Source organism: Ideonella benzenivorans (genome assembly GCF_020387415.1).
In the GTDB taxonomy this organism is placed as follows: domain Bacteria; phylum Pseudomonadota; class Gammaproteobacteria; order Burkholderiales; family Burkholderiaceae_C; genus Ideonella; species Ideonella benzenivorans.
Window position 1 is genome coordinate 262401 of record NZ_JAGWCB010000008.1, and the last position, 13671, is coordinate 276071.

8 protein-coding genes are annotated in these 13671 nt (G+C 68.8%); 6 read left to right on the plus strand and 2 right to left on the minus strand.

Translation table 11 applies throughout. The features are described 5' to 3' along the window. Positions 1-2: 2 nt before the first annotated feature. Positions 3-521, minus strand: coding sequence for an SET domain-containing protein (locus KGA65_RS06925; protein ID WP_225862413.1), 519 nt, complete (start codon positions 519-521; stop codon positions 3-5). A gap of 4 nt (positions 522-525) precedes the next feature. Next, positions 526-951, minus strand: a complete 426-nt coding sequence (queF, locus tag KGA65_RS06930; protein ID WP_225862650.1) for a preQ(1) synthase — start codon at positions 949-951, stop codon at positions 526-528. A 344-nt stretch (positions 952-1295) separates the two neighbouring features. On the opposite strand from queF, the gene smc reads away from it, so the two are divergent. The 6 genes from smc to KGA65_RS06960 all read left to right on the plus strand — a co-directional run bounded on the left by smc (position 1296) and on the right by KGA65_RS06960 (position 13671). Continuing rightward, positions 1296-4823 carry a chromosome segregation protein SMC gene (smc, locus tag KGA65_RS06935; protein ID WP_225862414.1) on the plus strand — a complete coding sequence of 1176 codons (3528 nt, stop codon included), beginning with the start codon at positions 1296-1298 and terminating at the stop codon, positions 4821-4823. Next, the gene (locus tag KGA65_RS06940; protein WP_225862415.1) at positions 4820-5869 is read left to right on the plus strand and encodes a cell division protein ZipA C-terminal FtsZ-binding domain-containing protein; all 1050 of its coding nucleotides are present in this window, start codon (positions 4820-4822) and stop codon (positions 5867-5869) included. The genes smc and KGA65_RS06940 overlap by 4 nt, the downstream gene beginning before the upstream one ends. A gap of 4 nt (positions 5870-5873) precedes the next feature. Next, positions 5874-7964, plus strand: coding sequence for an NAD-dependent DNA ligase LigA (gene ligA / locus KGA65_RS06945; protein ID WP_225862416.1), 2091 nt, complete (start codon positions 5874-5876; stop codon positions 7962-7964). Between the two features lie 159 nt (positions 7965-8123). Next, a complete protein-coding gene (locus KGA65_RS06950) occupies positions 8124-11228 on the plus strand; it encodes a type VI secretion system Vgr family protein (RefSeq protein ID WP_225862417.1) in 3105 nt (1034 codons plus the stop codon). 14 nt (positions 11229-11242) lie between these two features. Further along, positions 11243-12649: a hypothetical protein gene (locus KGA65_RS06955; protein ID WP_225862418.1), complete on the plus strand. Its 1407-nt coding sequence runs from the start codon at positions 11243-11245 to the stop codon at positions 12647-12649. 191 nt (positions 12650-12840) lie between these two features. Next, positions 12841-13671: a PoNe immunity protein domain-containing protein gene (locus KGA65_RS06960; RefSeq protein ID WP_225862419.1), complete on the plus strand. Its 831-nt coding sequence runs from the start codon at positions 12841-12843 to the stop codon at positions 13669-13671.

A 13671-nucleotide genomic window follows, 5' to 3' on the forward strand; every position in this document is an offset into this window, starting at 1 on the left:
GCTCAGAGCCGGCCGACGCAGCCCGGCGCGCCGCAGCGGCAGCTCAGCCGGCCTTCGTGGTGGGTTTCGCCGTAATCGACGGTGATTTCCTCGCCCACGGCGATGTCGCGCAGCGCGTAGAACTCGATGCGGCCCTCGTCGATGCTCAGCCGCGCATTGGGCTGGCAGCTGTGGTTGGTGAACCGCATCGGGTCGGTCGAGCGGGCCAGGTCCACCGCCGTCTTGTGCGAGACCTCGACGATCATGATGCGCTGCAGCGTGGCGGCGCGGCGCCGGGCCTCGGCCACGGTGATGGTCTCGCCCCGCACCTCGCCGATCTTGTGCCAGTGCGGCACCGCCTCCAGCGCGAACACGCCGAAGCCGTCGATCGGGCTGCGCCGCACCGCCACGTCGTACTTCTGGTACGGCGGGCGGATCGCCAGGCAGCCCATCAGCCGGGCCTGCGCATCGGGCGCGGGCGGCCCGACGAAGACTGGAGGGCGGACGGCAGGCGCAGGCGCACGCGGGGCGAGCTTGGGCAAGGTGTCAAAGGCCGGTGGCGTGGGGCAGGTGGGCGGCCGGCACCACGGCGTCGCCCTTCCAGCCGCGCTTGCGGTGCTCGGCGATCACGTTGGTGTAGATGCCGCCACGCACATACCAGCGCGCGGTGATGCGCACATAGCGCGGGTTGGTGGTCTGGACGATCTTGGTCAGGATGTCGTTGGTGACCTTTTCGTGGAACGCGCCCTCGTTGCGGAAGCTCCACATGTACATCTTCAGGCTCTTGAGCTCGATGCACAGCTTGTCGGCCACCATGTCGATGACGAAGTGCGCGAAGTCGGGCTGGCCGGTCAGCGGGCAGTGGCAGGTGAACTCGGGGATCTGGAACTGGATGACGTAGTCGCGTTCCGCCGCCGGGTTGGGGAACACATGCAGTTCCTTGGACGGGGCGCTGGGCGGGTTGACCGGCATCGGGCGCTCCTTCGGGGCCGCGGCGGCGGCCTTGGCGGCGCGGGCCGGCTTGGCCGCAGGCTTCGAAGCGGTCTTCGCGGGGGTCTTCACAGGCGTCTTGGGGGTGGCAGGGGTACGGGCCATGGCAGCGGATGCGCAATGCGCAAAGCAAACAGGGCCGGTGCCGGCGCATGGCCGGGCGGCCCAGACAACAGGATCGGGCTGCTGCACCAGCCCGGACGGGAAGGCCGCGATGGTATCATGCAGGGCAGTCCAGATGCCCGAAACTGGGCAAAAAATACCCATAAATCAACAGCTTAGCGAGGAGGTCCAGCCCATTGCAGGGTTGGCGCCCTTCCCACTGCATGCGGCTCAACCAGATCAAGCTTTCCGGCTTCAAGTCCTTCGCCGAGCCCACCACCTTCCAGCTGCCGGGGCAGCGCGTGGGCGTGGTGGGCCCCAATGGCTGCGGCAAGTCCAACATCATGGACGCGGTGCGCTGGGTGCTGGGCGAATCCAAGGCCAGCGAACTGCGTGGCGAATCCATGCAGGACGTGATCTTCAACGGCTCGGGCAACCGCAAGCCGGCCAGCCGCGCCAGCGTCGAGCTGGTGTTCAACAACGAGAGCGGCCGGGCCGGCGGCGTCTGGAACCAGTATGCCGAGATCGCCGTCAAGCGGGTGCTGACCCGGGACGGCAACAGCAGCTACTACATCAACAACCAGGCGGTGCGCCGGCGCGACGTGCAGGACGTGTTCCTGGGCACCGGCCTGGGCCCGCGCGCCTACGCCATCATCGGCCAGGGCACGATCAGCCGCATCATCGAATCCAAGCCCGAAGAGCTGCGCCTGTTCCTGGAAGAGGCGGCCGGTGTCTCCAAGTACAAGGAGCGCCGCCGCGAGACCGAGAACCGACTGAAGGACACGCGCGAGAACCTGACCCGGGTCGAGGACATCCTGCGCGAGCTCAACGCCAACCTCGACAAGCTGGAGCACCAGGCCGAGGTGGCCACCCGCTACCGTGGCCTGCAGGAGCAGGGCACGCTCAAGCTGCACCAGCTCTGGTTCCTCAAGCACCGCGACGCGGCGGCCGAGGAGGAGCGGGTCAAGCTGGCGATGCTGGAGGCCACCAACGCGCTGGAATCGCGCATGGCCGAACTGCGCCACGTCGAGGCCCAGTTGGAGACGGTGCGCCAGGCCCATTACGAGGCGTCCGATGCGCTGCACGCCCGCCAGGGCGACCTGGCCCAGGCCTCGCTGGAGGTCAGCCGGCTGGAAGAGCGCATCCGCTACGTCGTGGAAGGCCGCCAGCGGGCCGAAGCCCGGCTGGCCGAGCTGAAGGCCCAGAACGAACAGTGGGAACAGCGCCGCGAAGAGGCGCTGGCCGAACAGGACACCATTGCCGAGCAGATCGCGGCCGCCGAAGAGCAGGCCGAGATCCTGGCCGCCCAGGCCGAGGAGGAGGCCGGTGCCTCGCCCCAGCATGAAGAGGCGGTGCGCGCCGCCCAGGCCCAGGCCAATGCGCAGCGCGCCGTGGTGGCCCAGGTGCAGCAGCAGATCCAGGTGCTGGCGGCCGAGAGCCGCAACATCGACGAGCAAAGCCGCGGCCTGCGGTCCCGGCGCGAGCGCCTGGCCGGCGAGCGCCAGGGCCTGGCCGCGCCGGACAGCGAACGGCTGACGGCCCTGCGCGAAGACCTGGCCATGGCCGAGGAGGCCAGCGCCGAGGCCGAGGCCCGCCTGCAGGAGCTGGGCGAACAGCTGCCCACGCTGGACGAGCAGCGCCGCAGCCAGCAGGCGCTGGTCAACCGCGAAAGCGCGAAGCAGGCCGACCTGACCGCCCGCCTGGAGGCGCTGCGCGCCCTGCAGGACAAGGTGCAGACCGAAGGCAAGCTCAAGCCCTGGCTGGCCAAGCATGGGCTGGACGGCTTGCAAGGCCTGTGGACCCAGGTGCACATCGAGTCCGGCTGGGAAGTGGCGCTGGAATCGGCGCTGCGCGAGCGGCTCAACGCGCTGTCGGTGGGCCGGCTGGAGACCGTGCGGGCCTTCGAGCTGGACGCACCGCCGGCCAAGCTGGCCTTCTATTCGCCCCCGACCGGCACGGTGACGCCGCCGCCCGCTGCCCCCGCCGGCATGGCCCCGCTGGCCGCGCTGCTGAAGGTGGCCGACGCCGGCCTGCAGGCCTTGCTGACCGAGTGGCTGACCGGCGTCTACACCGCCAGCAGCGTGGAAGACGCGCTGGCCCGCCGCAGTCAGCTGCAGCACGGCGAGCTGCTGATCACCCAGAAGGGCCATGCGGTCTCGCCGTTTGCGGTGAACTTCTACGCCGAGGATTCCGAGCAGGCCGGCCTGCTGGGCCGGGCCCAGGAGATCGAGAACCTGGAGCGCGGCACCCGCGCCCAGGCGCTGCTGGTGGACGAGGCCCGCAGCGCGCTGGTGCGGCTGGAGGCCGCCTACACCGAGGCTGCCCAGCGCCTGGCCCAGGCCCGGCGCGAGGCCAGTGAAACCCAGTCCCAGGCCCACCAGCTGCAGGTGCAGTGGGTGCAGCTGAGCCAGCAGGCCGAGGCCGCCAACACCCGGCGCGGTCAGCTGGAAGAGGAACTGGCCGAGGTCGATGGCCAGCTCGACGAGCTCAACGAGCGCCGTGCCACCGGCGAGGCCCGCTTCGAAGAGCTGGACATGGAACTGGCCAACACCCAGGAGCGCCATGCGGAGCTGGAAGAGGGCGTGATCCAGGCCGAGCGCAAGCTCTCGGGCGCGCGCGAACAGCTGCGCGCGCTGGAGCGCCAGGCCCAGGAGGCCCAGTTCCAGGCCCGGGCATTGGCTTCGCGCCGGGGCGAGCTGCAGCGTGCCATCGAAACCGCCCAGCAGCAGATCCAGGCCAACATCACCAGCGGCGAGCAACTGCGCGAGGAGCTCGACAGCTTCAACGACGCCGCGGCCCAGGCCGGTCTGCAGGAAGCGCTGGCCGTGCGGGCCGAGAAGGAAGAGGCCCTGGCCGCCACCCGGATGCAGTACGACGAGCTGTCGCAGCAGTTGCGCCAGGCCGACGAGCAGCGCCTCACCTTCGAGCGCAGCCTGGACCCGCTGCGCGAGCGCATCACCAAGCTGCAGCTGGAACAACAGGCCGCCGCGCTGGGTGGGCAGCAGTACCTGGAACAGCTGACCGCCGCCGAGGTGGACCTGGAGGTCCTGGCCCAGGGCATCGAGGCGGGCCAGGTGCGGCTGCACGGTCTGCAAAGCGAGATCGACCGCATCAACCGCGAGATCGCCAGCCTGGGCGCGGTCAACCTGGCCGCGCTGGACGAACTGGCCGCCGCGCGCGAGCGCAAGACCTTCCTGGACGCGCAGAACGCCGACCTGACCGACGCCATCACCACGCTGGAAGGCGCGATCCACAAGATCGACCTGGAAACCCGCGACCTGCTGATGAGCACCTTCAACCAAGTCAACGAGGGCTTTGGCCGCATGTTCCCCAGCCTGTTCGGCGGCGGCACGGCCAAGCTCATCATGACCGGCGACGAGGTGCTGGACGCGGGTGTGCAGGTGATGGCCCAGCCGCCGGGCAAGAAGAATTCGACCATTCACCTGCTCTCGGGCGGTGAGAAGGCCCTGACCGCGATCGCCCTGGTGTTCGCGATCTTCATGCTGAATCCAGCGCCGTTCTGCCTGCTTGACGAGGTGGACGCGCCGCTGGACGACGCCAACACGGAACGCTATGCCCGGCTGGTGGCCGAGATGTCCACCAAGGGCACGCAGTTCCTGTTCATCTCGCACAACAAGATCGCCATGGAAATGGCCGAACAGCTCATTGGGGTGACCATGCAAGAGCAAGGCGTGTCCCGCATCGTGGCGGTGGACATGGAAGCCGCCGTCAACATGATGGAGGCGGCATGACGTTGACCGTGGGGCTGGCCATTCTGGCCGGCATGGTGCTGCTGGGGGTGGTGGTGCACGGGGCCTGGTCCGCGCGCAAGGCCAGCCCGCGCGCGTTGCCCGACCTGGGCGAACGGCACGAGCCCTCGCTGGGCGATGGCGCCCCTGCCGAAGCGGCCGCAGATGGCGCGCCGGCCGAGCCGACGCTGGCTGAGCCGCCGGTGCGCCCCGTGCCGCCGCGGCGCAGCATCCGCATCGACGCACTGATCGACGCCATCGTCACTCTGTCGCCCGAGGCGCCGGTGACCGGCGAACTGGCGCTGCAGCACCTGCCGCCCACCCGGCGTGCCGGCGGCAAGCCCTTCCAGGTGGAGGGCCTGAACGCCGACAGCGGCGAATGGGAGCTGCCGCGCCCGGGCCAGCGCTATGGCGAGTTCCAGGCCGGCCTGCAGATGGCCAACCGCAGCGGCGCGCTCAACGAGATCGAATACTCCGAGTTCGTGCAGAAGATCCAGCCCTTTGCCGACGCGCTGGGCGCCACGGCCGACTTCCCGGACATGCTGGAAGTGGTGGCGCGCGCCCGCGAGCTGGACGCCTTCGCCAGCCAGCACGACGCCCAGCTGGGCGCGGTGCTGCGGGCCAACTCGGTGGCCTGGTCGGTGGGCTACATCCAGCAGTGCGCGGCCCGGCATGGCTTTGTGCCCGGCGTGGTGCCGGGGCGGCTGGTGCTGCCGTCGGCCGACGAGGGCGCGCCGCCCATCCTGGTGCTGTCCTTCGATTCCCAGGCAGCGCTGTCGGAAGACCCGGGCCAGGCTGCGCTGCGCGACCTGTACCTGACGCTGGACGTGGCGCAGACGGCCGAGAGCGTCGAGCCCTTTGCCAGCTGGCAGGAATGTGCCCGCCGCCTGGCCGACGACCTGGACGCCACGCTGGTGGACGACCGCGGCTCGCCAATCACGCTGCATGCCTTCGCCACCATCGGCCAGGAGCTGGAACGTTTGTACCGGGCCCTGGAAGAGCATGACCTGGCGGCTGGTACGGCCGCCGCGCGACGACTGTTCAGCTGAGCGCATGACGACCCACGAGACGCCGGTGCCGGCCGAGGCCGCCACCGAAGCCGCCCAGCTGCGCACCGCGCTGCACCACCATGCGCACCGCTATTACGTGCTGGATGCGCCTGAGATTCCGGATGCCGAGTACGACCGGCTGTTCCAGCGCCTGCAGGCGCTGGAAGCCCGGTACCCGGCGCTGCGCACACCCGATTCGCCCACCCAGCGCGTGCTGGGCCAGGTGCTGGACGGCTTCACCCCGGTGCGCCACGCCGTGCCGATGCTGTCGATTTACACCGAGACCGACACCACGGTGGGTGGCGCCCAGGCTTTCGACGCCCGGGTGCGTCGCCAACTGGCGCTGGGTGACGAGGCCGCGCCCATCGACTATGCCGCCGAGCTGAAGTTCGACGGCCTGGCGATGAACCTGCGCTACGAGCGCGGCGTGCTGGTGCAGGCCGCCACCCGGGGGGACGGCGAGACCGGCGAGGACGTCACGCAGAACATCCGCACCATCGGCCAGATCCCGCTGCGGTTGATGGGCGCCACGCCGGATGTGCTGGAGATCCGCGGCGAGGTCTTCATGCGGCGAGATGACTTTGAGGCCCTGAATGAGCGCCAGCGCGCGCTGATCGCCGCCGGGGCCAAGAACGAGAAGACCTTCGTCAACCCGCGCAATGCCGCGGCCGGCGCGGTGCGCCAGCTGGACCCGGCCATCGCCGCCAAGCGCCCGCTGAGCTTCTATGCCTACGGCCTGGGCGAGGTGCAGGGCTGGGACGTGCCCACCACCCACAGCGGCCTGCTGGATGCCGTGGCCGCCTTGGGCCTGCCGGTGTGCGAACACCGCGCGGTGGTGCAGGGCGCCGCAGGCCTGATGGCCTTCCACGACCGCATCGCGGCGCTGCGCGACAGCCTGCCGTTCGACATCGACGGCGTGGTCTACAAGGTCAACGACCGGGCGCTGCAGGAACAGCTGGGCTTTGTCAGCCGCGAGCCGCGTTGGGCGGTGGCGCACAAGTTCCCGGCGCAGGAGCAGATGACCCGTCTGCTGGACATCGACATCCAGGTCGGCCGCACCGGCAAGCTCACGCCGGTGGCCAAGCTGGAGCCGGTGTTTGTCGGCGGCACCACCGTCAGCAACGCCACGCTGCACAACGAGGACGAAACCCGCCGCAAGGACGTGCGGGTGGGCGACACCGTCATCGTCCGTCGCGCGGGTGATGTGATCCCCGAGGTGGTGGGCGTGGTGCTGGACAAGCGCCCCGAGGACGTGGGCGAGCCCTTCGACCTCTACAAGCGCCTGGGCGGCCAGTGCCCCGTGTGCGGCAGCCCCATCGAGCGGGAAGAGGGCGAAGCCGACTGGCGCTGCACCGGTGGCCTGACCTGCCCGGCCCAGCGCAAGCAGGCCCTGCTGCACTTTGCCAGCCGCCGCGCCATGGACGTGGAAGGCCTGGGTGACAAGCTGGTGGACCAGTTGGTGGACGCGGGCATCGTGCGCGCCATCCCCGACATCTACAAGCTCGGCTTCACATCCCTGGCCACGCTGGAGCGCATGGGCGACAAGAGCGCCCAGAACCTGCTGGCCGCCATCGAGAAGAGCAAGACGACCACGCTGGGCCGCTTCCTGTTCAGCCTGGGCATCCGCCATGTGGGCGAGGCCACGGCCAAGGACCTGGCGCGCCACTTCGGCAATATCGACCGGCTGATGGACGCCCGCGTCGAAGAGCTGCTGGAGGTGAACGACGTGGGTCCAGTGGTGGCCGAGAGCATCCGCCACTTCTTCGACCAGCCGCACCACCGCGAGGTGGTGGAACAGCTGCGCGCCGTCGGCGTGCACTGGCCCGACGAAGTCGGTTTGGCCAGCGACGCGCCGCGCCCGCTGCTGGGCCAGGTGCTGGTGCTGACCGGCACGCTGCCCACGCTCAGCCGCGACGAGGCCAAGGCCCTGATCGAGGCCGCGGGCGGCAAGGTGACCGGCTCCGTCTCGAAGAAGACGAACTACGTGGTGGCCGGCGAAGAGGCCGGCAGCAAGCTGGACAAGGCCCGCGAGCTGGGCATCACCGTGCTGGACGAGGCGGGGCTGCGCGCCTTGCTGGGCGGCGAAACAGACTGAGGTCGTCGCGGGCCGGGGTCGGTTGGCTGTCCACGACGTAACACCCGTATCCAAACCTTGCCACAGGCGGGTGTTTCGACGCTGACTCCCTCTGGCGGGGGATGGTGACGATGCGCGGGCTGGCGACACTGGCGGCTTCGTCAAACGTCGGTGCCCCGCATGGCCGCCTTGTCCCCTGAACTCGACGCCCTCAGCGCCTTCACCTGGCTGGAAGAGACCGAGCGGCTGATCACGCTGCGCACCGCGCTGCCGGCGCTGAACCTGGTGGCCACCCGGCTGGTGATGCGTGAAGCCGAGGGGCAGGGCTTCGAGCTGATCCTGGACGCGGTCTCCACCTCGGCCTACCTGCCGCTCAAGCGCCTGATCGGCGAGCAGATGACCGTGGGCCTGCGCCAGGCCGATGGCAGCTACGCCCCCAGGCACGGCTACGTGACCGAGGCCGCCCAGTTGGGCAGCGACGGCGGCCTGGCCCGCTACCGCCTGGTGATGGCACCCTGGCTGGCCGTGCTGCAGCTGCGCCGCGACAGCTTCGTCTTCCAGGACAAGACGGTCCCCCAGATCCTGGACGACATCTTTGCCGACTATCCCCAAGCCCAGTGGCGCTGGGAGTTGGCCGACGCTTCGGCCCTGCGCACCCGCTCCCTGTGCATCCAGTACCGCGAGAGCGACTGGGCCTTTGTGCAGCGCCTGCTGGCCAGCGAGGGCCTGAGCTGGCACATCGAGCATCTGGGGGAAGAGGACGCCGCCACCGCCGACGAGCAGGGCAAGGCCCGCCATGTGATGGTCATCACCGACGCCGGGGCCGAGCGCGCCGACCTGGGCCTCATCCGCTTTGCCAGCCTGCACCCCACCGCCGTGGTGGCGGGTCTCGAAGACCCGATCACCGGCTTTGCCGCCCAACGCAGCCTCACCCCCAACGCCGTGGCCCTGGGCAGCTGGAACTACCGCAGCCTGGCCGGGGCCAGCGCCGAACTGGCCAGCGCGCTGGACCTGGGCGAAGTGCCCTGGCTTGAGCAGTACGACGGCAGCGGGGCGTATCGCTTTGCCGACACCCAAGCCGCCGAACGTGCCGCCCGCCTGGCACTGGGTGCGCTGGAACTGCAGGCCAAGCGCTTTGCCGGCCAGGGCGGTGCCCGGGTGCTGCGTGCGGGCGCGCAGTTCCAGCTGATCGACCACCCGCTGTACGGCGCCAACACCACCGCCCCGAGCTATGCGGCGGCCCTCACCGCCAGCCACCCGCGGCCCGACAACGCCTTCACCGTGCTGGCCGTCGAACACCATGTGGCCAACAACCTGGGCGACCAGGCCGCCGAGCTGCTCAAGCAGACGGCCCTGGCCAAGGGCGGCTACCGCAACCAGTTCCAGGCCGTGCCAGCCGCCGCCCCCGTGCTACCGCGCCCCGCACGCGCGCCCACCGCGCCCTACCTGCTCACCGCCCGGGTGGTGGGCCTGCAGGATGAAGCCCTCACCACCGAGCGCGACCACCGGGTCAAGGTGCAGTTCCACTTCCAGCGCGGCAGCGCCCCCAACCCCGGCGGCCTGCCGCATGCCTACAGTGCCGACGAGACTGGCAACGCCCCGGGCAACGACCAGAGCGGCACCTGGGTGCGGGTGGCCACCCCAGCCGCCGGGGCCAACTGGGGCGCCGTCTGGGTGCCGCGCATCGGCTCGGAAGTGGCGGTGCAGTTCATCGAGGGCGACATCGACCGCCCCATCATCGCCGGCGGCCTGAGCAACGGCGACCAGCCGCCGCCCTTTGCGGCGGGCGTGGACGCCGGCGTGAACCACCCCGGCGTGCTGGCCGGCCTGCACAGCCGCACGCTGGATGGGCAGCACACGCAGCAATGGGTGGTGGACGACGCCCCCGGCCAGCTGCGCACCCGGCTGGCCACCACCCCATCCTCCTCAGGTGGCGGCAGCGAGCTGAGCCTGGGCCACCTGATCCACCAGAGCCCGACCAGCGCCCAGCGCGGGGCCTGGCGCGGCAGCGGCTTCGAGGCCAACACCCAGGGTTGGGCCAGCCTGCGCGCCGGAGCGGGCCTGCTGGTGAGCACTCAGGCGCGCAGCGGCACCTACGGCTCGGCCCAGGGCCCACAGATGGACGCGGCCGAGGCCCTGGCCCAGCTGCAATCGGCCAGCGAGCTGGGCCAGCGCCTGTCACAGGCCGCTCAGGCCATCGGTGCCCAGGCTCTCTCCAGCACCGAGGAGGGCCAGGACCTGGTCAAGCTGCACCAGGCCCTGGACCCGAGCCAGGACGGGCGCCACCCGGACCAGGTCAACGGGCAGGATGCCAAGATCCCCACGGACGGAAGAGACCCCAGCCAGGGCGAGCCCGTCCCGGCCTTCGCCCAACCCGCCGTGGTGCTGGACAGCGCCGCCGCCCAGCTGCTGGCCACCCCGGCCAGCGTGCAGCAGTTCAGCGGCCAGCGCCTGAGCCAGGTCGTGCAGCAGGACCTGCAAACCACGGCCGCCCACACCGCGTCCATCGCCGCGGGCCAGACCGCCAGCCTCTACGCCCACCAGGGCGGGCTGCAGGTCAAGGCCGCCAACGGGCCGGTGTCCCTGCGCGCGCACACCGATGAGCTCAAGCTGCTGGCCGACCAGAGCGTGACGATCACCAGCGTCAACGACGAGATCCGCATCAGCGCCAACAGCAAGATCGAACTCATCGCCGGCCAGTCGGGCATCACGCTCGAAGGCGGCAACATCACCGTCACCACCCCGGGCAGCTTCGCGGTCAAGGGGGCCACGCATGGGTTTCTGGGCGGGGGGAGTCAGGCGGCGAGTTTGCCGGCGCTGCCCACGGGGCAGGTTTCTCAGGCGCCCGTGTTCATGGAGCTGAACCTGCACGACGAGTGGCTGATGCCGGTCGCCGGCGCGGCCTACACCGTGGTGTTCGAAGACGGCACGCAGCGGCAAGGCCACCTGGATGCCGACGGCCATGCCCGGCTGGAAGGCGTGCCCAATCTGCCGGCCCGCGTGTTCTATGGCGAGGACCCGGCTGAGCCTGAGGCCCGGGTGGCGTTGCCCGCCAACGACTTCCAACCCAGCGCACAAACCAATGAAGAGGCAGAGGCCAACATCAAGGCTTACCTCGAACGCGCCGAAGCCTTCTGGGCGGAGCAGGCGACCACCGAGCAGCGAGAGGTCCGTGCCGAACTCAACGACGAGGGCACCGACGACGCTGGCGAGAACCTCTGGCACTACCTGGACGAAGCACAACAGCAGTCGCTGCAGCAGGAACTGCAAGGAGACGGCGCATGAGCGGCGCAACAGTCGTGGCCAAGGGCGGCGCAGCGGTAGCCCGGGCCGATCGAGGAGGGTGGTTCGACTCGATCAAGAACGAGGCGCTGAGCTTCGTCAAAGGCGACAACAACGCCCCCTGGGCCATCCTGGCGGAGACGGTGATCGGCTGCGTGCCCATCCTGGGCCAGGTGGTGGATGCTCGGGACATCATCAAAGGGCTGGTGGATGTCAGTGGGGCACCAGCCAGCCCTCTGGCCTGGTTCAACCTCATCACCGCCCTCATCGGCCTGATCCCCGGTGGGGGCGACGCCGCCAAGCGGGCGCTGCGTTCCGTGAAAGCCGGCGCCACACAGGTGGACGATCTGCTGGCGATGATCCGAAGGATCTACAAGGGTGACCCGGAGGCCTTGCTGCGCAAGGTGCTCGATCTGTCCACACTGCGCAAGTCCCTGGACGACATCCTGGCCGATTCACGGCTGACCAGCCGGCTCAGTCCCGAGCTCAAGCAGAGCGTCGAGGGCATCCGCACCAACCTGGCCAAGCAGTTCGACAGCTTCAAGAAGGAAGTGGACGGCTGGCTGGCCAAGGGACGCAAGACCAGCGCCGACGGGCCACCGGCGGCCAAGGCGCCCACTGGCACGCCAGCGGCCAAGCCGGAGACGCACGCCAAGGCCGGTACGCAGGAAAAGGCACCCCACAGCGACCCGGCCCAGCCCCAGACGCCCAACGCGGCCCAGCAGCGCACGGCCCGCTTCAAGACCCTGGCCAACAAGTTCCTGGGCGTGATGGGCGAGCACATGGCCGACTACCACTGCCAGGACACCAAGGGCTGGGGCAGCAAGACCGCCCACGACGGTGGCGGCATCAACCTGGCCAAGCTCAACGATGGTGGCCACTTGGTGCAACTGTGGCCGACGTTGGTGCGAGGGCGTGGCATCGATGCGGTCTGGAAGACCACAGGGGCCACCAAGCCCTACGCCATCATCGAAGCCAAGGCCAGCTATGACCCGACCAAGTCACTCAAGGCGCTGCTGGGTGAGGCGGGGGACAAGACGGAGCGCCAAGGCGGCAACTCCGGAGGACTTCAGCGGCGTTCAGGTACGGGCGGGAAAAGTGCGAGTGGCCCCGATACCATTCGCCAGACCAACGGCAAAGTCACGCAGATGGGGCATGGGTGGATTCAGCGGCGATTGCCCAAGGCAACCGGTGAATTGGAAGCCAAAAAAGTTGGGAAAGCAGACTACACCCGTCACGTCCTATTCTTCTCCATTCCGCAAGCCGTTGCTCATGCAGAAGCACTGATCAAGTTGATCGCCAAGCAAGACGTCTCGGCAGACTTTCATGCAGCGCACGAGGTCACCAGGGAATGGGGTGACGCGGCCATCGACAAGGTTGTCGACAATCGAGCCGGGCTTGAAGGTGCTGCCCGCAAACGTTGAGCAGAGCAATGAACATGGAATTTCATAAGAAGCGTCGTCAGCAGTTCTTGGGGGAAGATAGATATAGGACCACTGCGCCGATCCTCGTTGATTCAATTGCCTACTTTGATACGAACCCTTATGGCAGCGGTCGCAATCAAGCAGAACGCGACATGTTGGGACGTATGTCGGCGGCGCTTGATCGATTCAACATGCTCACTTTCAAGTACACCGCCGGCGAGCCAATTGAGCCCTTGCGGTCCGAGCTTGAGCAGGTCGTTGCAGCTTACGAACGTTATGGCGAGTTGCTGTGGTCCTTCCGCAAGGACCGCAATGAAGTGGTCTTCGAGTTCACCAGCATCGACGACTACTGCCAACTGATGCAGTTGATCGGCCTGTGTTTCCTGCTGCATCGCAGGGATCTTCTGCCCCGGTTGGCTGCGCTCCAGGACGGCGTCGATGGCACGAATGGCGGCTGCGATGTGATCTATGAGGAGTTCATGATTCACGTGGTCGGTCCTGAAAAGCGGTATCAGACGGACCACGCCTGCCAGATCCGCCCCTACGAGAACCTGTTCTACGCCCTGACCGAAGACACGCAGGCCAAGCAGCTCAAGGAACTCGATCTGTTCCTGAAGCACTGGTACAAGGACCTGGCCGGCACCGGCTGGCACGACAGTCACAAGCCCGACGAGAACGGCAACCAAGGCGGCTACTACGGCTACTGGAGCTTCGAGGCGGGCGCGGCCGTGCTGCTGCTGGGCATTGAAGACGATTCCAGCCTGCACAAGTACCTGTACTACCCCAAGGACCTGGTGGCCTGGGCTCGCGAGCATGCCAAGCTGACTCAGGCCGATGTTGCATCACCAGGCCACTCACTGCGTCTGCGCTGCGAAGCCAACCAACCCTGCCCCAAGACCGGCTTCTGGTTCACCCCGGCACGCGCCAGCAGCCGCCAGCGCTTCGAAGCTGGACAGGTCATGCCCGAGGTCGGCGGCGACTACGGTGCGACGGTCTGGCAGTGGGACGAACTGCAGGATTGA